We start from the raw sequence: 21073 nt of genomic DNA, 5'->3' as shown, positions 1-21073 counted from the left end.
GTCCCCCATGCCCCGCGCACCCCTGATGTTCGGCCTGCCCGCCCTCTGCTTCACGCTCGTCACCTGGCAGGTCGTGGCGGGCGGCCCCCTCGTGCGCCTGGACGAGCGGCTGAGCGGCACCCTCGTCCACCCGGACCGGTTCTCCGAACTGTTCGCCGACCTGGGCAGTGTCCAGGTGGCGGTGCCGCTCCTCGCCCTGGCGCTGGTCCTCGTCGCCCGGCGGAACCGTGCCACCGGCCTGGACCGCTGGTGGCTGCCCCCGGCCGCCGCCGCGGTCCTGATGCTCCTGGTCCCCGCGGTGGTCGTGCCCCTGAAGGAACTCGTCGCCCGGCCGGGTCCCCCGGTCATGGGACCCGGCACCGGCTTCTACCCCTCGGGCCACACCGCCACCGCCTTCGTCGCGTACGGGGCGGCGACCCTGCTCCTGCTCCCGCTGCTCCGCACCGCCGGTGCCCGGGGCGCGCTGCTGTGCGTCTGCGCGGCCCTGAACGCGTGCGTGGCCTTCGGCCTGGTCCGGCGCGGCTACCACTGGCCACTGGACGTCGTGGCCAGTTGGTGCCTCTGCGCGATGCTGCTGTCCTGCCTGTGGCTCTTCCTCAGCCGAAGTACGCGTCGAAGTTCCGCGAGAACTCCCAGCCTCCGAACCGGTCCCAGTTGACCGACCACGTCATCAGGCCGCGCAGGCCCGGCCAGGTGCCGTGGGTCGCGTACGAGCCGCAGTCGGTCTTCTTCGTGAGGCAGTTCAGGGTCTTGGTGACCTCGGCCGGGGCGACGTAGCCGTTGCCCGCGTTGGTGGTGGCGGGCATGCCGATCGCTATCTGGTCGGGCCGCAGGGGCGGGAAGACGTTGTTCGCGTCGCCCGCCACCGGGAAGCCGGTCAGCAGCATGTCGGTCATCGCGACGTGGAAGTCGGCGCCGCCCATGGAGTGGTACTGGTTGTCGAGGCCCATGATCGACCCGGAGTTGTAGTCCTGGACGTGCAGGAGGGTCAGGTCGTCCCGCAGCGCGTGGATCACCGGGAGGTACGCCCCGGCGCGCGGGTCCTGGCCGCCCCACTTGCCGGTGCCGTAGTACTGGTAGCCGAGCTGGACGAAGAACGTCTCCGGGGCCATGCTCAGCACGAACTTCGAACCGTACTTGGCCTTCAGGGTCTTCAGGGCCGAGATGAGGTTGACGATCACCGGGGTGGTCGGGCTCTTGAAGTTCGTGTCGCTCGCGTCGAGGGAGAGCGAGTGGCCCTCGAAGTCGATGTCCAGGCCGTCCAGGCCATAGGTGTCGATGATCTTCGAGACCGAGGAGACGAAGGTGTCACGGGCGGCCGTGGTGCTCAGCTGGACCTGGCCGTTCTGGCCGCCGATCGAGATCAGCACCTTCTTGCCGGCCGCCTGCTTGGCCTTGATCGCGGCCTTGAAGTCGGCGTCGCTCTCGACCGTGGGGCACTCGGTGACCGGGCAGCGGTTGAAGCGGATGTCCCCCGAGGTGACGGAGGTCGGCTCGCCGAAGGCCAGGTCGATGACGTCCCAGCTGTCGGGCACGTCGGCCATGCGCGTGTATCCGGCTCCGTTGGCGAAGCTCGCGTGGAGGTAGCCGACGAGCGCGTGCGTGGGCAGGTCGGAGGAGCCGCCGCCCCCGCCGGAGCCCGCCGAAGTGGTCGCGGTGACGGTCGCCGACTTCGCGGACTCGCCCGCGTCGTTGGTCGCGGTGACCTGGAAGGAGTACGCGGTGGAGGCCGAGAGCCCGCTCACGGTGGCCGAGGTCCCGGTGACGCTCTGGACCTTCGCCCCGTCGCGGTAGACGGAGTAGCCGGTCGCGCCGGACACCGCCGTCCAGGACAGACCGACCGACGAGGACGTGACCGTGCCGGTCCTCAGACCGGTGGGCGCGGCCGGCGGCTGTCCCGCGTCGACGCCGGGGCCGGTCAGCGAGAGGTCGTCGGCCCAGTAGGAACCGGTGCCGTACCAGCCGTGCGTGTAGATCGTGACCTGGGTGGTGGCGGCGCCGGTGCGGAAGGTGGTGCTGAGGTGCTGCCAGTCGGCGGCGGACGGGGTCCAGGTGCTGACGTCGGTCGTGCCGGTGCCGGTCGCGCCGAGGTAGACGTAGGCACCGCGGACGTAGCCGGAGAGGGTGTACTGCGCGTCGGGCTTCACCGTCACGGTCTGCGAGCACTGCGCGTAGTCGCTGCTGGCCGGGGTCGCCGTCATCGCCGAACTTCCGCCGTGCACAGGTGAGTTGACGACCGCGGATGCCGTGCAGGCCCAGTTGCCCAGGCCCGACTCGAAGCCGCCGTTCTTCACGAGGTCGACGTCCGCGGCCTGGGCGGCCGAGGAGAGCGCGACCAGGCCGGGAACGGCCAGGACGGTGGCCGCGCAGGCGGCGAGCAGCCGTCGGCGACGGTGCGCGAGGGGTCTGTCGTGTCTGGTGGGGGCCATGAGTGCCTCCGGGCAGGGGGAGTTGGAGGGTGGGGCGCGCCCAACTTGGTCCAGACCAATTCGGTTGTCAAGTCCCCCGGCACGTACCGGAGTTCACGCTTCCACCGGAACGACTCCTGGACAGCCGCCGGAACCGGGCCCCTCACCGCGACCGGAACCGCCCCTCACCCCCGCCCCTCACCCCCACCGGTCCCCGCCGCCGCCCTCATCGGGACCGGCGCTCACCCCACCCCTCCCGTCTCCCCGCGAGGCCCGCCGCGGCCTCGTGCATGGCCAGTTCGAGCAGTGCCGGGTCGGTGAGGGTGCCCGAGCCGTCCGGCGGGACCAGCCAGCGGACCCCACCGGTCGACCGCCCCGGATACGGCACCACGATCCATGTGCCGTGGCCCGCCGTGCGCACCCCCGTGCCCAGCCACCGAGCCGCGGTGCCCGCGGGCACGAAGAAGCCCGTCCGGGCGTCGCCGAAGTCGACGAGCACCGGCCCGGGCAGGTCGAGCACCCGGGTCAGCACGTCGAGGGTCGGATAGCCGAGCTCGGCCGGCAGGATCAGGACGTCCCAGGCCCTCCCCGCGGGCAGCAGCGCGATCCCGCGCGGATCGCGCTCCCACTCCCAGCGGCAGGCCTCGGGATCCGGAGCCACGGATGCCAGCCACTGGACCGCCGCCTTGGGCCCTGTCATGACGGAACCTCCCTCTCGTGTCGACGCGGGTCGCGTCACGGGGGAGAGGGAGGTCCGGGCGGTTCATTACGCGGGTTCGGGCGACGACTTGAAAGAAGTTCAACTCACCGGCTCATCGGCCCACGCGGAGCGGGCGCCGCCCGCCGCGGCCCTAGGGCGTGTTTCGAAAGTGGCGTCGTCCGCCCGGAGGGCGGGGCTCGCGGCGCCTGGTGCGGTGCATCGCAAGGCGGAGGGTCGCCCGCGTACTGGGCGTACTCGGGCGATCCCGACAACGCAGCGAGGTGCCGTACCAGGCGTCGCGAGCCAGACGGGACTTTCGAAACACGCCCTAGCTGTCGAAGCCGAGGCCCAGTCTGTCCATCACCTTGAGCCACAGATTGCGCCGGCCGCCGTGCGTGTCCGCCCGTGCCAGCGACCACTTGGTGAGCGCGATGCCGGTCCAGGCGAACGGCTCGGGCGGGAACGGCAGCGGCTTCCTGCGGACCATCTCCAGCTCGGTGCGTTCGGTGCGCTCCCCCGCCAGCAGGTCGAGCATCACCTCCGCGCCGAACCGGGTGGCGCCCACACCGAGACCCGTGTAGCCGGCCGCGTAGGCGACCTTGCCGTGGTGGGCGCTGCCGAAGAACGCCGAGAACCGGGAGCAGGTGTCGATCGCGCCGCCCCAGGCGTGCGAGAAACGGACGCCCTCGAGCTGCGGGAAGCAGGTGAAGAAGTGCTCGGCGAGCTTGGCGTACGTCTCCGGGCGGTCGTCGTACTCGGCGCGCACCCGGCCGCCGTACGGGTAGATCGCGTCGTAACCGCCCCACAGGACGCGGTTGTCGGCCGACAGCCGGAAGTAGTGGAACTGGTTCGCCGAGTCGCCGAGCCCCTGGCGGTTCTTCCAGCCGACGGACGCGAGCTGCTCGGCGGTGAGCGGTTCGGTCATCAGCGCGTAGTCGTAGACCGGGACGGTGAACGGACGGACGCGCTTGACCAGGTTGGGGAAGATGTTGGTGCCGAGGGCCACCCGGCGGGCGCGGACCGAGCCGTACGGGGTGCGGACGACCATGCCGGCGCCGTACGGCTTCAGGGCGAGGGCGGGCGTGTGCTCGTACACCCGCACCCCGAGCTCCACGCACGCGCGCTTGAGGCCCCAGGCCAGTTTCGCCGGGTGGAGCATGGCGACCCCGCGGCGGTCGTGCAGCCCGGCCAGGAAGGTCGGGGAGTCGACCTGTTCGCGTACCGCCCCGGTGTCGAGGAACTCGATGCCCTCGGCGAGGCCCCGCCGCTCCAGTTCCTGGTACCACTCGCGCAGCTCGGCCGCCTGGTGCGGCTCGGTGGCGACGTCGATCTCGCCGCTGCGCTCGAAGTCGCAGTCGAGGGAGTAGCGGGCGACGGCCGCCTCGATCTCGTCGAGGTTGCGGGCGCCCAGCTCCTCCAGCTTCCCGATCTCGTCCGGCCAGCGGGCGAGCCCGTTGGCCAGACCGTGGGTGAGGGAGGCTGCGCAGAAGCCGCCGTTGCGGCCCGAGGCGGCCCAGCCCACCTCACGGCCCTCCACCAGGACGACGTCCCGCCCGGGGTCGCGCTCCTTGGCGATCAGCGCGGTCCACAGCCCGCTGTAGCCGCCGCCGACGACGAGCAGGTCGCAGGTCTCGGCACCGGTGAGCGCGGGCTCGGGGCGGGGCCTGCCGGGGTCGTCCAGCCAGTACGGGACCGGCTGGGCGTCGGAAAGGGATTTGGTCCACTGATTACCACGGGTCATGGCGCTTGGGGCCATGATTTCAACTCCCTACAAAGGTGGAGAACGTTATGCCTTCTGCCTGTTCCGGCGATTTCCGATGATCATTCCGGCCAGGACGAACAGCACGGCGACGAGGAACATGGCCGTACCGATGACATTGATCTGGACGGGCGTTCCGCGCTGTGCCGAACCCCAGACGAACATGGGGAACGTGACGGTCGAGCCCGCGTTGAAATTGGTGATGATGAAATCGTCGAAGGAGAGCGCGAAGGCGAGCAGCGCGCCCGCGGCGATTCCGGGGGCGGCGATGGGCAGGGTGACCCGCAGGAAGGTCTGCGCGGGTCCCGCGTAGAGGTCCTGGGCGGCCTGTTCGAGCCTCGGGTCCATCGACATCACACGGGCCTTGACGGCCGTGACGACGAAGCTGAGGCAGAACATGATGTGGGCGATCAGGATCGTCCAGAAGCCGAGCTGGGCGCCCATGTTGAGGAACAGGGTGAGCAGCGAGGCGGCCATGACGACCTCGGGCATCGCCATCGGCAGGAAGATCAGCGAGTTCACGGCGCCACGCGCGCGGAAGCGGTAGCGGACCAGCGCGAAGGCGATCATCGTGCCGAGGACGGTGGCCCCGAGCGTCGCCCAGACGGCGATCTGGAGGCTGAGCCCGAGCGAGCCGCACATGTCGGCGACCCCGCACGGGTCCTTCCAGGCGTCCGTGGAGAACTGCTGCCACTCGTAGTTGAAGCGCCCCTTCGGTTTGTTGAAGGAGAACACGGTGACGACGACGTTGGGCAGCAGCAGGTAGGAGAGCGTCAGCAGTCCCGCGATGACGACGAGATGACGCTTGAGCCAGTTGACGAAGGGCATTTAGACCAGGTCCTCCGTCCCGGACCGGCGGATGTAGACCGTGACCATGAGGAGGATCGCGGCCATGAGGATGAAGGAGAGGGCGGCGGCCGTCGGGTAGTCCAGGATCCTCAGGAACTGGGTCTGGATGACGTTGCCGATCATGCGGGTGTCGGTCGAGCCGAGGAGCTCGGCGTTGACGTAGTCACCGGCCGCCGGGATGAAGGTGAGCAGGGTCCCGGAGACCACGCCCGGCATCGACAGCGGGAAGGTGACCTTGCGGAAGGTCGTCCAGGGCCGGGCGTACAGGTCTCCCGCGGCCTCGTGCAGCCGGCCGTCGATGCGCTCCAGCGAGGTGTAGAGCGGCAGGATCATGAACGGCAGGAAGTTGTACGTCAGACCGCACACGACGGCCAGTGGCGTCGCGAGGACGCGGTCTCCCGCGGTCCAGCCGAGCCAGGTGGTGACGTCGAGCACGTGCAGCGTGTTGAGCGCGCCGACGACCGGGCCGCTGTCGGCGAGGATCGTCTTCCAGGCCAGGGTGCGGATCAGGAAGCTGGTGAAGAAGGGGGCGATCACCAGGATCATGATCAGGTTGCGCCAGCGGCCCGCCCGGAAGGCGATGAGGTACGCCAGCGGGTAGCCGAGCAGCAGGCACAGGACCGTGGCGGCGGCCGCGTAGGAGACCGAGCGCAGGAACTGCGGCCAGTACTCGGTGAGCGAGTCCCAGTAGGTCGCGAAGTGCCAGGTGACCTTGTAGCCCTCCTCCAGGGAGCCCGTCTGCACGGACGTGGAGGCCTGGTAGATCATCGGCAGCGCGAAGAAGATCACGAGCCACAGGAGTCCGGGCAGGAGCAGCCAGTACGGGACCAGACGGCCCCGCTTCCTCGGCGGCTTCGGGTCGGTCTCCGGCGCGAGCGGCGGCGCTTCGGCCTCGGTGACGGTGGCCATCAGGCGGCCTCCTCCCCGGCCGTCTCGACGCCGGCGTCGATGTCCTGAGCCGCGTCGAGGCCGAAGGTGTGCGCCGGGCTCCAGTGCAGGACGACGTCCGCGCCGGGGACCAGCCGGGGGTCCCGGTCGACGTTCTGCGCGTAGACCTCGAACTCGGGGCAGACGGCGCTGTCGACGACGTACTGCGTGGAGACGCCGATGAAGCTGGAGTGGGCGATCTTGCCGGTGATCCGGTTCCGGCCGGCGGGTATCTCGCCCGCGTCGTCCGCGTGGGTGAGGGATATCTTCTCCGGGCGGATGCCCACGAGGACCTTGCCGCCCGCCTGCGCCGGGGCGGAACATCGCGCCCCGGGCAGCACCAGCTTGCCGCCGCCCGCCTTGAGCACGATGTCCTCGCCGCTCCTGGTGTCGACCTCGGCCTCGATGAGGTTCGAGGTGCCGAGGAAGTTGGCCACGAACGTGGTCCGCGGGTTCTCGTACAGGTCGGTGGGCGAGCCGAGCTGCTCGACCCGGCCCCCGTTCATCACCGCGACCGTGTCGGCCATGGTCATGGCCTCCTCCTGGTCGTGCGTGACGTGCACGAAGGTGATGCCCACCTCGGTCTGGATCCGCTTGAGCTCCAGCTGCATCTGGCGGCGCAGCTTGAGGTCGAGGGCGCCCAGCGGCTCGTCGAGGAGCAGCACCTTGGGGTGGTTGATCAGTGCGCGGGCGACCGCGACGCGCTGCTGCTGGCCACCGGAGAGCTGGTGGGGTTTCTTGCGCGCCTGCTCACCGAGCTGGACCAGGTCGAGCATCTCGTCGACCTGCTTCTTGACGCTCTTGATGCCGCGTCGGCGCAGGCCGAAGGCGACGTTCTCGAAGATGTCCAGGTGCGGGAAGAGCGCGTACGACTGGAAGACGGTGTTCACCGGCCGCTTGTAGGGCGGCAGGTGCGTCACCTCCTGGTCGCCGAGGTGCACGGTGCCGGAGGAAGGTTCCTCCAGACCGGCGATCATGCGCAGGGTGGTCGTCTTGCCGCAGCCCGAGGCGCCGAGCAGGGCGAAGAAGGAGCCCTGCGGCACGGTCAGGTCGAGCGGTTGCACGGCGGTGAAGCCGTTGTCGTAGGTCTTGCTGATCCCGCTGAGGCGGACGTCGCCGCTGGTCTGTGTCGTCATCATCGTCACGCCCCTGTGAGCTTCGCGAACTTCTCTTCGTAGGCCGTCTCTTCCTTCTGGCTCAGCGCGCGGAAGGAGTGGGACCTGGCCTGCATGGCCTTGTCGGGGACGATCAGCGGGTTGTTCGCCGCGTCCTGGTCGATCTTGGCAAGGTAGGGCTTCACGCCTTCGACCGGCGTCGCGTAGTTGATGTACGCGGCGAGTTCGGCGGCCTGCTCCGGCTCGTAGTAGAAGTCGATCAGCCGCTCGGCGTTCGTCTTGTGACGCGCCTTGTTGGGGACCAGCAGGTTGTCGGTCGACGTCATGTAGCCGCTGTCCGGGATGACGAAGTCGACGTCCGGGCTGTCGTTCTTGAGCTGGACGATGTCGCCGGCCCACGCGACACAGGCGGCGATGTCGCCCTTGGTGAGGTCGGACGTGTAGTCGTTGCCCGTGAAGCGGCGGATCTGGCCCTTGTCGACGGCCTTCTGGAGCCGGGCGATCGCCGCGTCGTAGTCGTCGTCGGTGAACTTCGCCGGGTCCTTGCCCATGTCGAGCAGGGTCATGCCCATGGTGTCGCGCATCTCGGACAGGAAGGAGACGCGGCCCTTGAGCTTCGGGTTGTCGAGGAGGTCGGAGACCGACTTCACCTCGATCCCGTCGAGCGCCTTCTTGTTGAAGGCGACGATCGTGGGGATACCCTGCCACGGGTACGAGTAGGCGCGGCCCGGGTCCCAGTCCGGGTTGCGGAACTGCGGCGACAGGTTGGTGTAGGCGTGCGGCAGGTTGGACGGGTCCAGCTTCTGCACCCAGCCCAGGCGGATCACGCGCGCGGCCAGCCAGTCGGTGAGGACGATCAGGTCGCGGCCGGTGTCCTGGCCCGCGGCGAGCTGCGGCTTGATCTTCGCGAAGAACTCGTTGTTGTCGTTGATGTCCTCGGTGTACTTGACCGAGATGCCCGTCCGCTTGCGGAAGGTCTCCAGCGTCGGGTGGTGCTTGCCGCTGTCGTCGAGGTCGATGTACTCGGTCCAGTTGGAGAAGCTGAGGGTCTTCTCCGTGGCCGAGTGGTCCTGGGCGGACGTGCCGCCCTGCGTCCGGCCGGCCGCGGGGATCCCGCAGCCGGTCAGCGCCCCGAGTCCGCCGACGGCCAGCGCGCCGCCCGCCGAGGCGCGCAGCAGCGAACGGCGGGTGAGGGACGCCCTGCCGCTGCGGAGACTGCGCCGCATGGCGGCCAGTTGTACCGGGGACAGGCGTTCGGGCTCGTACTGCTCCATGCTCTGGTGCCCTTTCGGAAGGGTCGCGGCCGTGGTCGCGGCCTGGTGTGCCACTGGGCCGTAGCCGGTGGAGGGGCTACGGCCGGTCCCCGAAGACCGTGCGGTGCCAGTCCTTCCTGGCGACCGCGGTGTTGTCGAACATGACGTGCTTGACCTGTGTGTACTCCTCGAAGGAGTAGGCGGACATGTCCTTGCCGAAGCCGGAGGCCTTGTATCCGCCGTGCGGCATCTCGCTGATGATCGGGATGTGGTCGTTGACCCACACGCAGCCGGCCTTGATCTCGCGGGTGGCGCGGTTGGCGCGGTAGACGTCCCGGCTCCAGGCGGAGGCGGCGAGTCCGTACGGGGTGTCGTTGGCCAGCGCGATGCCCTCGTCGTCGGTGTCGAAGGGCAGCACCACGAGCACCGGGCCGAAGATCTCGGCCTGCACGATCTCGCTGTCCTGCGCGGCGTCGGCGACGAGCGTGGGCGCGTAGTAGGCGCCGCTCTTCAGGTCCCCCTGCGGGGCCTCGCCGCCGGTCACCACGCGCGCGTAGCCGCGGGCCCGGTCGACGAATCCGGCCACGCGGTCGCGCTGGGCGTGCGAGACCATCGGGCCGAGGTCGGTGCCGGGCGCGAACGGGTCGCCCACGCGGACGCTCGCCATCAGGGCGGCGGTGCGCTCCACGAACGCGTCGTACAGCGGCCGCTGCACGTACGCGCGCGTGGCGGCGGTGCAGTCCTGGCCGGTGTTGATGAGCGAGCCGGCGACCGCGCCCTGCACGGCGGCCTCCAGGTCCGCGTCGTCGAAGACGAGGAAGGGGGCCTTGCCGCCGAGCTCCAGGTGCAGGCGCTTGACGGTCGAGGTGGCGATCTCGGCGACGCGCTTGCCGACGGCGGTCGATCCGGTGAAGGAGGTCATGGCGACGTCGGGGTGTCCGACGAGGTGTTCGCCGGCCTCCTTGCCCAGCCCCGTCACGATGTTGATCACACCGTCCGGGATGCCCGCGTGCGTGGCCGCCTCGGCGAACAGCAGGGAGGTCAGCGGGGTCAGCTCGGCGGGCTTCAGCACGATCGTGTTGCCGGCCGCGATCGCGGGGAGGATCTTCCAGGCGGCCATCTGGAGCGGGTAGTTCCAGGGCGCGATGGAGCCGACGACGCCGATGGGCTCGCGGCGTACGTACGAGGTGTGGTCGCCGGAGTACTCACCGGCCGACTGGCCCTGCAAGTGCCGGGCGGCGCCCGCGAAGAACGCGGTGTTGTCGATGGTTCCCGGGACGTCGAACTCACGGGTGAGCTTGAGGGGCTTTCCGCACTGTAGCGACTCGGCCTGCGCGAACTCCTCGGCCCGCTCGGCGAGCACGGCGGCGAACCGGTGCAGCGCGTCGGACCGCTCCCCGGGGGTGGTGGCCGCCCAGCCGGGGAACGCCGCGCGGGCGGCCGCGACGGCGGCGTCCACGTCGGCGGTGCTCGCCAGCTCGTAGGTGTACACCTCCTCGCCGGTGGCGGGGTCCACGACCGCGTGCGTACGACCGGAGGTGCCCTCGACGAGACGGCCCCCGATGTACTGCGCGCCGTCCGCGAGGCGGTCCTGCGCCTGGAAGCGATGGCCCGGATTGTGCATGTCGCTCTCCTCCGCCGTTCTCCCCGTCGAGACGGGGCCGGCGTAGCTCCAGATCGATTTGAGTGCCGATCCTGACAGAGCAAAGGGACTCCAACAAGTGATTCCGTTGTTGCCTTTTGGTTACGCGACGGAATCCTTTGACCAGGTGTCGAGTCCTCCCGAAAAAGGCGGGACGGTGTGTCAGTGGTGCGTGCCAAAGTGGCGTGCATGGGGAAGATCGATACACGCGATGCGCTGATCAGCGCGGTCGCGTCGGGCACGCCGGTGAAGTACCTGCACTTCTGGGGACACCGCCCGAGGGCCGACGGCTCGGTGGGGGCGGGCTGTCTCAGCCAGTGGTGGCCGTCACCCTTCGTGGTCGAAGGGGTCGAGTACGCGACGGCGGAGCACTGGATGATGGCGTCCAAGGCACGCCTCTTCCGCGACGCCGAGGCCGAGCGGCAGGCCGTCGCCGCGGCGAACCCCGCGCTCGCCAAGAAGGCGGGGCGGCTGGTGCGCGGCTTCGACGAGACCGTGTGGGAGCGGGAGCGGTTCGGGATCGTCGTCGAGGGCAGCGTCCACAAGTTCGCCGCCCACCCCGACCTGCGGGCGTTCCTGCTGGGCACGGGCGGGCGGGTGCTGGTCGAGGCGAGCCCCATGGACCGGGTCTGGGGCATCGGCCTCGCCGCCACCGACCAGGGCGCCCACGACCCCCGGCGCTGGCGGGGCGCGAACCTGCTGGGTTTCGCCCTGATGGAGGCACGCGAGCGGCTGCGTCGGCAGCCGGCCTGAACAGGGGACCCGGACGCGGGAACCAGGGGCCACCGCGCCCCGGGTTCCACGTGGCGGCGCTCCGCGCGGCGGGTGCCGCCGCCCCGGTCCTGCCACCGGGTCCGCGCGGCGGCCGACGGCCCCGGCTCGGCGGGGGCTTCACGGTGCCGGGGGGGAAGCGGGGCGCCCGGCACGAGAAGGGCCGGGCGGCAGGGCGGCTCCGCGGACGCCCCTCGACGGTCCTCCGCGGGCGTACTCGACGGTTCCCCACGGGCCCCGGCACGGCTCCGCGGGTGCCCTCGGCACGTCTCGGCACGCGCCCGGTCGTGCGGCGGCCCGGATGCAGCGGCGGGCGAACCGGCTGAGACTGTGCCCGTGACCGGCATCGATGCGTCGCGGGACGACACCGCGGCCACAGGACCCCGCACCCCGAACCAGTCGCTCGCCCTGGCGGCGATGCTCTTCGCGGTGTCGATGACCTTCATCGACCAGACGATCGTCTCCATCGCCGCACCGGACATCGTGCGCGAGCTGGGGCTCTCGGCGTCCGGCATGCAGTGGGTGGTGAACGCCTACCTGCTGTCGCTGGCCGCCTTCTTCGCCCTCGGCGGGCGGCTGGCCGACCTGCTCGGGCCACGCCGTGTCGTGGTCGTCGGCACGCTCGTGTTCGTCGTCTCGTCGGTGCTGTGCGGCTGTGTGCCCGAGGGGGACCTCGCCCAGACCTGGCTGATCGTCTTCAGGGCGACGCAGGGCCTGGGGGCCGCCCTCCTCTTCCCCGCGGCGCTCGCCGTGGTCGTGGCCGTGTTCCCGGTGGACCGGCGCGGCCGGGCCCTGGCGCTGTTCTTCGGACTGTCGGGAGCGCTGACGGCCGTCGGCCCGCTGCTGGGCGGCTGGCTCACGGCGTGGACCTGGCGGGCGATCTTCTGGGTCAACGTGCCCGTCGCGGTCGTGGCGCTCGTGCTGACCGTGCTGGCCCGCATTCCCGACCGGCGGCGCGACGAGTCGCTGGACGTCGTCGGGGCCGTGCTCATCGCGGTGGGCATGGGCCTGAGCGTCCTCGGATTCCAGCAGGCCGCGTCCTGGGGCTGGGGCAGCGTGGCGACCTGGGTCTGCATCGTGGGCGGCCTCGTCGTCCTGGTCCTGTTCTGCCGCTACGAACGGGACCGGCGCCATCCGCTGGTCAACCTGGCGGTCTTCCGGGACAAGGCGTTCACCGTGGACGCCCTGGTGCTCTTCTTCGCCATGCTCGCCTTCGTCCCGGTCTTCTTCTTCGCCTCGGTGTACGCGCAGGTCTCCCTCAGCGCCTCGCCGAACCAGGCGGCGCTCTACCTCCTGTACTTCTTCGCGGGCTTCGCGATCGCCTCCCAGTGGGGCGGCCGCATGCTGGACAAGAAGGGCGCGCGGCCGCCCATGAAGATCGGCGCCGTCCTGGGCGCGGTCGGGTTCTACCTCTGGGCCGGCAAGCTGACCGACCTGTCCATGCACGACCAGTGGCCCTACGTCGCCCTCGCGGGAGCGGGCATCGGCTTCATCCTGGCGCCCGCGTCCACCGACGCCGTCAACCGGTCCATCGGCGCCTCCTACGGCGAGGTCACCGGCATCACCCAGACCGTCCGCAACTACGCGGCCAGTGTCGGGCTGGCCGTCTTCGGGACGATCCTGACGCACAGGATGACGGACAACGTCGTCTCGACGCTCACGTCCCACGGCCTGTCGTCGGCCAGGGCCCACGACGTCGCCGACGACATCGCCCAGGCCGTCACCGGCAACGCCGACGCACGGCAGCCGACGGGGACCGGCGCCGCCGCGTCGACCATGCGCGAGGTGATGGCCGACGTCCGCACGGACTTCGCCGAGGCCAACCAGTGGGTCTTCTACGGCATGGCGATCGCGCTCGCCGTCGCGTTCTTCTGCGCCCTGCGCCACCCCGGGGGCCGAGGGGGTACGGCGGCGCGGGACGACCCCCCGCCCGCCGGCTGACACCGCCGTCGGACCGGCCCGCGGGCGGGCCGGCCGCAGGTCATCGCCGGTGTGTCAGCAACGACGTGGAGAAGCCGTCGCCGTCGCCCGGGTCACCGCCCCTGTCGTTCGGGGCGAAGACGATGATGAGGACGAACACGGCGACGGCGAGGACGAGCCCGACGGCTCCGCAGATGACCCCGGCCAGTGCCTGCCCGGAGTTCGTGGCCTCGCCGCGGCGGGCCTTGGCCCCGCCGATCAGCCCGAAGACCACCGCGAGGACGCCCAGCACGATCGCCAGCGGCCACACGACGAACAGCACCGCCGCGATGATGCCCAGCACGAGCCCGGCGGTTCCCATGCCGTTGCTCGGCATCGGCTGCATCAGGGGCCAGCCGTAGCCCGGAGCGCCGGAGTACCCCGGGGGGCCGTAGCCGTACGGAAGGCCCGGGCCGCCGGGGGCGATCGGCGGCGGGGGGACGGGCTCGCCGGGAACGGGCTGCGGGTAGGGGGTGGGGACCGTCGGCGCCGCGAAGGGGTTGTTCCCCGTCGGCGGGGCGAAGGGGTTGCCCCAGGAGGGACCGCCGGGGCCTCCCGGTCCGGGCGGGACCGGTGCGCCGGGCAGCGAGGTGATCGCCGGAAGGCCGTACGCCGGAGGAGGCGCGGCGCTCCCCCGTGCGGCCCTCCCGGACGGAGAGGTCTCCTCGGGCGGCGCCCAGGGGTCGAACCCGGGCTCCCCGCCCGCGTCCCGCTTCCCCAGGGAGACCTTGGCGTCGGGGGCGGGAGCGGCGGCGAGTGGCGCGGTGCCCTGCGCGGGCACGGAGCCCCTCGGCTCGTCGCCGGACACACCGCCCGTCACGGACGCGCCGTCCGTCCGAGGCGTGCTCCCCTCGGGCCCGGGACCCGGACCACCGTCGCGGTCGCCGCCCGCTTCTCCGCCCCGGTCACCGTCCGGGTGCCCGTCCCGGCCGCCGTCCGGCGAAGGCACCGTGTGGTCCGGACCGGCGGCAGGTGTCACGTGGTCAGGACCGGTGGCGGACGCGCGATCCGCGCCGGGTATCGCGTCCGCGGCGGGACCGGAGTCCGCGGCGGCGCCCGTCCCGGCCGACCCGGCCCGCGCGGACGCCGGGTCCGCCCCGCCGGGCGGAGCCCACGCACCCGCGTCGCGCGGGGCTGCCGGCCTCTGGGCGTCGTCGGACATGCGCGAGGTCCCCTCTCTCGTACGTTCCGTCATGCTACGGCCCGTGCTCCTCCGTGGATCTCCGTCGTACGGGCCCGCACCTCCCGGCAGAACGCACCGGGCCCGGACGGCGGCGGACGCCTACGATGATCCCGAACCGTCGATCAGCCGATCACCCGCGTCCCGCCGAACACGGCACGGGGACGCCGTTCCGGGGAGGAACCCGTTGACCGAGCACATCACCGCACGTGACGACGCCCGTGACCTGGGCACCTTCATCGCCGGGCTGCCCAAGGCCGAACTGCACGTCCACCACGTCGGCTCCGCCTCCCCGCGCATCGTGGCCGAGCTCGCCGCCAACCACCGCGACTCCCGGGTGCCGACCGACGCCGAGGCGCTCGTGGACTACTTCACGTTCACGGACTTCGCCCACTTCATCGACGTGTACCTGTCCGTCGTCGACCTCATCCGCACGCCCGAGGACGTCCGGCTGCTGACGTACGAGGTCGCCCGCGACATGGCGCGCCAGCAGGTGCGCTACGCCGAGCTGACGATCACTCCGTGGTCGTCCACGCGGCGCGGGATCGACGAGCGCGCCTTCATGGACGCGATCGAGGACGCCCGCAAGGGGGCCGAGAAGGAGCTCGGTGTCGTCCTGCGCTGGTGCTTCGACATCCCCGGCGAGGCCGGTCTGGAGGCCGCCGAGGAGACCATGCGGCTCGCGACCGACGACCGGCTGCGGCCGGAGGGGCTCCTCTCCTTCGGGCTCGGCGGTCCCGAGATCGGCGTGCCGAGGCCCCAGTTCAAGCCGTACTTCGACCGTGCCCGCGCGGCGGGACTGCGGTCGGTGCCGCACGCCGGTGAGACGACAGGTCCGGAGACGGTCTGGGACGCGCTGAACTTCCTCGGCGCCGAACGCATCGGCCACGGCACGAGTTCCGCGCGGGACCCGAGGCTGCTCGCCCATCTCGCCGAGAACGGCATCGCGCTCGAGGTCTGCCCGACGTCGAACATCGCCACCCGCGCGGTCCGCACCCTCGGCGAACACCCCGTCAAGGAGTTCGTGGCGGCCGGGGTGACGGTCACCGTCAACTCCGACGACCCGCCGATGTTCGGCACCGACCTCAACACCGAGTACGCGGTCACCGCCCGCCTCCTCGGCCTCGACGAGCAGGGCGTCGCCGGGCTCGCGAAGAACGCGGTCAACGCCTCGTTCCTCGGCGACGCGGAGAAGACCGAACTCGTCGCGGAGATCGACACGTACGCCGCGACCTGGCTCGCGCCCTGACCCACCACAATGGCCCCATGCGCACCCTGACCGCAGTCGCCCACCGCGGCGACCCCTATCGCGCCCGTGAGAACACGGTCGACTCGCTGCGTTCCGCGCTCCGCCGGGGCGCGGACGCCGTCGAGATCGACGTACGGCTCACGCGCGACCGCGTACCCGTCCTGCTGCACGACGCGACGCTCAAGCGCCTGTGGGGACACGACCGGCCGCTGAGCTCGCTCTCCGGCGACGAGGTGAGCGGACTCACCGCGGGCGGTGTGCCGACGCTGGCGGAGGCGCTCGGGGCGACCGGCGGCAGCCGGGTCATGGTCGACCTGCCGGGACAGGTGGACGTGAGGGTCGCGCGCGAGGTCGTGGACGTGGTGCGGGCGTGCGGGGCCGGGGAGCGGGTGTACTACTGCGCCGCCGCCCCCGCCATGCTCGCGGTACGGGCCGCCGACCCGTCCGCGGAGATCGCGCTGACCTGGACGACCCTGGCACCGCCACGCCCCGGCCTGCTCGACGTCGTACGCCCGCGCTGGCTCAACTACCGCTTCCCGCTGGTGGACCGGGAGCTGGCGGACCGCGTCCACCGCGACGGCCACCTGCTCTCCGTGTGGACCCCGGACACCCGTCGCTCCATGCGCCGGCTGCTCGACGCGGGGGTCGACTCGATCACGACCAACCGCATCGACGCGCTGACGGCCCTGCGCGGGGACTGAGCGGGGGTCCGGAGCGAACTCAAGAGGTGTTTGACCAAAGGGAGTTGACGCCGTCCCCCTAGGGGCGACCCCGGCACGGATACGGGGGGCGGTGCCCTGCCTGGTGAGGATCCCGGGGCGGGCGCACCGGCCGAGGATGAGCGGTGTCCCCTTCCGGCACAACCTCCTCAGGAGCACTCGATGCCCGTACGCCGTACCGCAGTCGTCCTCGCCGCCGCTCTCGCCCTCGGTCTCGCGGCCGGACCGCTGGTCGCTCCGGCCTCCGCCTCCCCCGCACCCGTGGCGGCGCGGACGTCCACCGGGCCCGACGCCGCCGCGCTGCGCGCCGCGCTCGCCGGACTCCCGGACGCGGACGCGACGGCGGCGCTCGTACGGGTCGGGGGCAGCGACGGCACCTGGCGCGGCAGCGCCGGGGTGCACGACCTGGAGAGCGGGCGCGCGGCCGATCCGGACGCCCGCTTCCGCGCCGGTTCCACGACGAAGGTCGTCACGGCGGCGGTCGTCCTCCAGCTCGCGGCCGAGGGCCGGATCGGGCTGGGGACTCCGGTGCAGAAGTACCTCCCCGGGCTGCTGCCGTCCTCCTTCGAGCCGGTCACCGTACGGCAGTTGCTCAACCACACGAGCGGCATCCGGGCCGGGGACGGCTTCGGCGACGCCTTCGAGGACGCGTACGCGCACCGCTTCGACACCCTCACCCCGCGCCGGGTCGTGGCCTCCGCCGTGGCGAAGGGACCGGAGTTCGCGCCGGGCACCCGGCAGGACTACCTGAACATCAACTACACGGTCCTCGGCCTGCTGATCGAGAAGGTGACCGGTCACAGCTACGAGCACGAGGCGGCCCGGCGGATCCTCGGTCCGGCCGGGATGCGCCACACGTACTTCCCCGGCACCGACCCGCGCATCCACGGGCCGCACAACCACGGGTACCAGGCGGTTCCCCGGCCCGACGGCACGACCGCGTTCGTGGACGTCACCGACTGGAACCAGGCGGACCGCTGGGCGGCGGGCGACATGATCTCCACCACGGCGGACCTGGAGCGGCTGGTCACGCACCTGTTCCGGGGCGACCTGGTCCCGGCGCGGCAGTTGGAGGAGATGTTCACCGTGCCCTCGGACATCGAGGGCGCCGACATGAGCGCGGGACTCCAGCGCTTCGAGTACGGGGGCACGGTCTACTGGCTCAAGTCGGGTGCCCGGTACGGATACAGCACCGTGATCGCGGCCACCCGGGACCTGTCGCGCACGGTCGTCTACTCGGTCGGCTCCACCGACGCCAAGGGCGAGGAGATGAACCCGGTGGCCCGGCGGATCGCCCTGGCCGCGCTCAAGTAGCGGGCACCGGCACGGGCGTCGGGCCGGCGCCGAGCGCCTCCAGACGCTTGATCCTCTTCCGGACGACGTACAGCGGGATCACCCCGAAGACCCCGAAGGACATGTCGAGGACCGACCACCAGAAGGGGATTCCGCGGACCGGTCCGCAGATCAGGGCCAGCGGGACGATGCCGGCACAGGCGATCATCCCGAACTCGACGACCCAGATGTTGCGGACCGGATCGCGGTACGGGCCGTAGAACGCGACCGCGATCACCAGGTGCGCGAACGCCAGCCAGTCCGTTCCGTAGAGCAGGAAGGGGTAGTCGGCGTCGGCGGTGTCGAGGCCGCGCCGGACGCGTTCGATCCAGTCCGCCAGGGCGGGCAGGTGCTCCGGCACGGACAGGGCCTTCAACAGGTCCTCGGTCCAGTGCAGTTCGTGCACCAGGGGGAAGGCCGTGGCGCCACTGAGCACCAGGCTGACGACGAAGAAGGCAAGCCACGCACGGATGCCCCGGAGCAGGGCGGCTCTGTCGCTCATACCGGGAGCGTACGCCCCGACTTGAACGTGTTCAAAACCGCCCCCGTCCGGGGCATCGGCGACTCAGGCGCCGCTCTCCCGCAGCATGTCCTCGCGCTCCACGAGCTTCACGCGCTCGCGGCCCTGCGGTTCGCCCAGCGCCTTCTCCGCCGCGTCGAGCTTGTACCAGCCCTCCCACGTGGTGAAACGGACGTCCCGCTCGCCGAGGAAGGCGTCGACGGCCTCCGGCTCGGGCGAAGTGGGCGTGAGCAGACGGCCGTTCGCGTGGTCGTCGAGCAGGCTCGCGACCGTCTCGTTGGCGTCGCCCTTGGTGTGACCGATCAGACCGATGGGACCGCGCCGGATCCAGCCGGTGACGTAGGTGGACGCCAGGTGCTCGCCCGAGTCCTCCAGCACCCGGCCGGCCGCGTCCGGCACCGTGCCCGACTCGACGTCCCAGGGCAGCTTGGGCAGGCTGTCGGAGAGGTAGCCGACGGCGCGGTAGACCGCGCTGACGTCCCAGTCCTTGAACTCGCCGGTGCCCTTGACGTTCCCGGTGCCGTCGAGGGCGGTGCGCTCGGTGCGCAGGCCGACGACCTCGCCGTTCTCGCCGAGGATCTCGGTGGGCGACTCGAAGAAGTGCAGGAACAGCTTGTGCGGGCGGTCACCGGTGTCGCGGATCGCCCAGTTCTCCAGCGTCTTGGCGACCATGTCGGCCTGCTTGTTGCCGCGCCGGGTGGCGATCGAGCCCTCGTCGTAGTCGATGTCCTCGGGGTCGACGATGACCTCGATGTTCGGCGAGTGGTCCAGCTCGCGCAGCTCCATCGGGCTGAACTTCGCCTGCGCCGGTCCGCGGCGGCCGAAGACGTGGACCTCCAGGGCCTTGTTGGCCTTGAGCCCGTCGTAGACGTTCGGCGGGATCTCGGTGGGCAGCAGTTCGTCCGCGGTCTTGGCGAGGATGCGGGCCACGTCCAGCGCGACGTTGCCGACGCCGAGGACGGCGACCTTCTCGGCCTCCAGCGGCCAGGTGCGCGGGACGTCCGGGTGACCGTCGTACCAGGAGACGAAGTCGGCCGCGCCGTACGAGCCGTCGAGGTCGATGCCGGGGATGTCGAGGGCCCGGTCGGCCGTCGCGCCCGTGGAGAAGATCACCGCGTCGTAGAAGGCGCGCAGATCGTCCAGGCTGATGTCGCGCGGGTAGTCGACGTTGCCGAAGAGACGGATCTGCGGCTTGTCGAGCACCTGGTGCAGGGCGGTGATGATGCCCTTGATCCGGGGATGGTCGGGGGCGACGCCGTAGCGGATGAGACCGAACGGGGCCGGCATCCGCTCGAAGAGGTCGATGGACACACCGGGATCGGCGGCCACTGCGGATTTCAGCAGCGCGTCGGCGGCGTAGATTCCGGCGGGGCCGGCTCCGACAATGGCTACCCGCAGGGGGCGAGGCATGATCAGGTTCCCTTCGAGCAGGGGCGGGGGACTCGACGGGAAGCCTAAACTGAGGCAAACCTAAGTCAGTAGGCGGGTCCGGGCTATGACCTCATAAGGCTGACTTATGGGTACTGAAGGACCTCTTTATGAGTGGCGCCCACCACCCTCGCACGGCGGGGAACCCGCCCTTCCGGCACCCCCTGGTACGGGCCCCGAACGGGGGGACCCGCACCCGCTACCGCTGGGTCCCCCTGGCCGGGGTGGGGACGGCCGCCCCGGTCCGGGCGGCGGACGGACGGGCGGTCGCGGTCGCGGAGTCCTGCCCGGCCGACGGCACGCGGGTGAAGGTGGGCACGCCGGAAGGCCGCGCGGTGGGAACGGGTGCGGTGCTCGGAGCCGAGGTCCGGTCGCCGAGGCCGCTCCCGCCGGAACCCCGGTCCGCGGGCCCGGGAGACGCCGAGGGCGTGGGCTCGGCCGGCGGACTGCTCGCGGGGGACGGCGGGGCCAGCGGGACGACCGGGGACACGGGCGCCTCCGGTGCGGCCGACCGCAGCGGCAGCACGAAGAGGGCGCCGACGGCACACGCCACCGCCGTCCCGGCCGCGGCGCGCAGCAGCCGACGCCGGGCCGCGCCCCGGCGGATCGCCTCGTAACGGCCGGGCGGTGGCGAGAGGTACTCGGCGGGGGGCCGCATGATGACGGCGAGCGGGTCGTCGGGTCCGAAGTCCGGGTCGTCGTCAGAGTGTGTGATCAAGGCTTCTCCTCAGGTGGGCGCGGAGCAGTTCGCGGGCCGCGTGGAGATCGGCCTTGATCGTTCCTTCCTTGCGCCCGGTCAGCGCGGCCACCTCCCGGATCGGCATGTCAGCGTAGTAGTGCAGCAGGATCGGGACGCGCAGCCGTCCGGGCAGGGACTGCACGAGCAGGCGTACGGACGGGTCGGCCTGTTCGTTGCGCGGACCGACGGCGGCCTCGGCGGTGGCCCGGCGCACGGCCCGGCGCTCCCGCTCCAGCTTGCGCCAGTGGTCCCGGACGAGGTTGGCCGCCGTGACGTAGAGGAACCCCCGCGGCTCGGCCACGGCGGTCCAGCGGGACCAGAGCCGGGTGAACGCCTCCGAGGCGATCTCGTGGGCCGTCCCGTCGTCGTCGACGAGACGGCGGCACCAGCCGGCGAGGCTCGGATAGAGGGCGGCGAACAGCTCGGACGCTGCCTTCTCACGGGACCCTTTCAACGTTCTCCATGGTCGTGACGGTGCCGGCCGGGGGATCCCGGGCCGCGGGGTGTTACGTCCGCCGGCCCA

Annotated in this window: 18 protein-coding genes and 1 pseudogene; 6 read left to right on the top strand and 13 right to left on the bottom strand. The window is 71.4% G+C overall.

The window, feature by feature from the left end; all coding sequences use genetic code 11:
* The first annotated feature begins 7 nt into the window (after positions 1–7).
* Positions 8–658, top strand: coding sequence for a phosphatase PAP2 family protein (locus CW362_RS07830; protein ID WP_103548626.1), 651 nt, complete (start codon positions 8–10; stop codon positions 656–658).
* Here the strand turns inward: CW362_RS07830 and CW362_RS07825 are convergent.
* From CW362_RS07825 to CW362_RS07790, 8 genes are all read right to left on the bottom strand, one after another.
* Positions 597–2429: a chitinase gene (locus CW362_RS07825; RefSeq protein WP_103548625.1), complete on the bottom strand. Its 1833-nt coding sequence runs from the start codon at positions 2427–2429 to the stop codon at positions 597–599. The genes CW362_RS07830 and CW362_RS07825 overlap by 62 nt on opposite strands.
* A gap of 205 nt (positions 2430–2634) precedes the next feature.
* Entirely contained in the window at positions 2635–3108 is a 474-nt protein-coding gene (locus CW362_RS07820) for a bifunctional DNA primase/polymerase (protein ID WP_103548624.1), read from the bottom strand.
* A 328-nt stretch (positions 3109–3436) separates the two neighbouring features.
* Entirely contained in the window at positions 3437–4864 is a 1428-nt protein-coding gene (locus CW362_RS07815; protein ID WP_103548623.1) for an NAD(P)/FAD-dependent oxidoreductase, read from the bottom strand.
* Positions 4865–4894: 30 nt separating this feature from the next.
* Positions 4895–5695, bottom strand: a complete 801-nt coding sequence (locus tag CW362_RS07810) for an ABC transporter permease (protein ID WP_103548622.1) — start codon at positions 5693–5695, stop codon at positions 4895–4897.
* The gene (locus CW362_RS07805) at positions 5696–6625 is read right to left on the bottom strand and encodes an ABC transporter permease (protein WP_103548621.1); all 930 of its coding nucleotides are present in this window, start codon (positions 6623–6625) and stop codon (positions 5696–5698) included.
* A complete protein-coding gene (locus CW362_RS07800; protein WP_103548636.1) occupies positions 6625–7779 on the bottom strand; it encodes an ABC transporter ATP-binding protein in 1155 nt (384 codons plus the stop codon). Before CW362_RS07800 ends, CW362_RS07805 begins: the two co-directional genes overlap by 1 nt.
* A 5-nt stretch (positions 7780–7784) precedes the next feature.
* Positions 7785–9032, bottom strand: coding sequence for a polyamine ABC transporter substrate-binding protein (locus CW362_RS07795; protein WP_103548635.1), 1248 nt, complete (start codon positions 9030–9032; stop codon positions 7785–7787).
* Positions 9033–9108: 76 nt separating this feature from the next.
* Positions 9109–10635: a gamma-aminobutyraldehyde dehydrogenase gene (locus tag CW362_RS07790; protein WP_103548620.1), complete on the bottom strand. Its 1527-nt coding sequence runs from the start codon at positions 10633–10635 to the stop codon at positions 9109–9111.
* A 207-nt stretch (positions 10636–10842) separates the two neighbouring features.
* Here CW362_RS07790 and CW362_RS07785 point away from each other — a divergent pair, with 207 nt between their 5' ends.
* Both CW362_RS07785 and CW362_RS07780 read left to right on the top strand, forming a co-directional pair.
* A complete protein-coding gene (locus CW362_RS07785; protein WP_103548619.1) occupies positions 10843–11406 on the top strand; it encodes an NADAR family protein in 564 nt (187 codons plus the stop codon).
* A gap of 435 nt (positions 11407–11841) precedes the next feature.
* Positions 11842–13365: an MFS transporter gene (locus CW362_RS07780; RefSeq protein WP_103548634.1), complete on the top strand. Its 1524-nt coding sequence runs from the start codon at positions 11842–11844 to the stop codon at positions 13363–13365.
* 40 nt (positions 13366–13405) lie between these two features.
* Here CW362_RS07780 and CW362_RS44020 read toward each other — a convergent pair whose 3' ends face one another.
* Positions 13406–14203: a DUF4190 domain-containing protein gene (locus CW362_RS44020; RefSeq protein ID WP_206300889.1), complete on the bottom strand. Its 798-nt coding sequence runs from the start codon at positions 14201–14203 to the stop codon at positions 13406–13408.
* 460 nt (positions 14204–14663) lie between these two features.
* Here CW362_RS44020 and CW362_RS07770 point away from each other — a divergent pair.
* From CW362_RS07770 to CW362_RS07760, 3 genes and pseudogenes are all read left to right on the top strand, one after another.
* Positions 14664–15812: pseudogene (locus CW362_RS07770) on the top strand (adenosine deaminase); the annotation flags it as partial.
* Between the two features lie 17 nt (positions 15813–15829).
* Complete coding sequence (locus tag CW362_RS07765; RefSeq protein ID WP_103548617.1) at positions 15830–16513, top strand: glycerophosphodiester phosphodiesterase; 684 nt, start codon at positions 15830–15832, stop codon at positions 16511–16513.
* A gap of 180 nt (positions 16514–16693) precedes the next feature.
* Complete coding sequence (locus tag CW362_RS07760; protein WP_103548616.1) at positions 16694–17845, top strand: serine hydrolase domain-containing protein; 1152 nt, start codon at positions 16694–16696, stop codon at positions 17843–17845.
* Here the strand turns inward: CW362_RS07760 and CW362_RS07755 are convergent.
* From CW362_RS07755 to CW362_RS07740, 4 genes are all read right to left on the bottom strand, one after another.
* Positions 17838–18365, bottom strand: coding sequence for a hypothetical protein (locus CW362_RS07755; RefSeq protein ID WP_103548615.1), 528 nt, complete (start codon positions 18363–18365; stop codon positions 17838–17840). The two genes, CW362_RS07760 and CW362_RS07755, sit on opposite strands and share 8 nt — an antisense overlap.
* Positions 18366–18428: 63 nt before the next feature.
* Positions 18429–19793 carry an FAD-dependent oxidoreductase gene (locus CW362_RS07750; RefSeq protein WP_103548614.1) on the bottom strand — a complete coding sequence of 455 codons (1365 nt, stop codon included), beginning with the start codon at positions 19791–19793 and terminating at the stop codon, positions 18429–18431.
* Positions 19794–20010: 217 nt separating this feature from the next.
* Positions 20011–20529, bottom strand: a complete 519-nt coding sequence (locus CW362_RS07745; protein WP_103548613.1) for a hypothetical protein — start codon at positions 20527–20529, stop codon at positions 20011–20013.
* Positions 20513–21004: an RNA polymerase sigma factor gene (locus CW362_RS07740; RefSeq protein WP_103548612.1), complete on the bottom strand. Its 492-nt coding sequence runs from the start codon at positions 21002–21004 to the stop codon at positions 20513–20515. The genes CW362_RS07745 and CW362_RS07740 overlap by 17 nt, the downstream gene beginning before the upstream one ends.
* Between the last annotated feature and the right edge of the window lie 69 nt (positions 21005–21073).

Source organism: Streptomyces populi (assembly GCF_002911015.1).
GTDB classification, from domain to species: domain Bacteria; phylum Actinomycetota; class Actinomycetes; order Streptomycetales; family Streptomycetaceae; genus Streptomyces; species Streptomyces populi.
This window is presented reverse-complemented; position numbering and strand designations above follow the sequence as displayed.

Coding starts and splice junctions, on each gene's coding strand:
- CW362_RS07830 (WP_103548626.1), top strand. CDS start 8: ATGCCCCGCGCACCCCTGATGTTCGGCCTGCCCGCCCTCTGCTTCACG.
- CW362_RS07825 (WP_103548625.1), bottom strand. CDS start 2,429: ATGGCCCCCACCAGACACGACAGACCCCTCGCGCACCGTCGCCGACGG.
- CW362_RS07820 (WP_103548624.1), bottom strand. CDS start 3,108: ATGACAGGGCCCAAGGCGGCGGTCCAGTGGCTGGCATCCGTGGCTCCG.
- CW362_RS07815 (WP_103548623.1), bottom strand. CDS start 4,864: ATGGCCCCAAGCGCCATGACCCGTGGTAATCAGTGGACCAAATCCCTT.
- CW362_RS07810 (WP_103548622.1), bottom strand. CDS start 5,695: ATGCCCTTCGTCAACTGGCTCAAGCGTCATCTCGTCGTCATCGCGGGA.
- CW362_RS07805 (WP_103548621.1), bottom strand. CDS start 6,625: ATGGCCACCGTCACCGAGGCCGAAGCGCCGCCGCTCGCGCCGGAGACC.
- CW362_RS07800 (WP_103548636.1), bottom strand. CDS start 7,779: ATGACGACACAGACCAGCGGCGACGTCCGCCTCAGCGGGATCAGCAAG.
- CW362_RS07795 (WP_103548635.1), bottom strand. CDS start 9,032: ATGGAGCAGTACGAGCCCGAACGCCTGTCCCCGGTACAACTGGCCGCC.
- CW362_RS07790 (WP_103548620.1), bottom strand. CDS start 10,635: ATGCACAATCCGGGCCATCGCTTCCAGGCGCAGGACCGCCTCGCGGAC.
- CW362_RS07785 (WP_103548619.1), top strand. CDS start 10,843: ATGGGGAAGATCGATACACGCGATGCGCTGATCAGCGCGGTCGCGTCG.
- CW362_RS07780 (WP_103548634.1), top strand. CDS start 11,842: ATGCTCTTCGCGGTGTCGATGACCTTCATCGACCAGACGATCGTCTCC.
- CW362_RS07765 (WP_103548617.1), top strand. CDS start 15,830: ATGCGCACCCTGACCGCAGTCGCCCACCGCGGCGACCCCTATCGCGCC.
- CW362_RS07760 (WP_103548616.1), top strand. CDS start 16,694: ATGCCCGTACGCCGTACCGCAGTCGTCCTCGCCGCCGCTCTCGCCCTC.
- CW362_RS07755 (WP_103548615.1), bottom strand. CDS start 18,365: ATGAGCGACAGAGCCGCCCTGCTCCGGGGCATCCGTGCGTGGCTTGCC.
- CW362_RS07750 (WP_103548614.1), bottom strand. CDS start 19,793: ATGCCTCGCCCCCTGCGGGTAGCCATTGTCGGAGCCGGCCCCGCCGGA.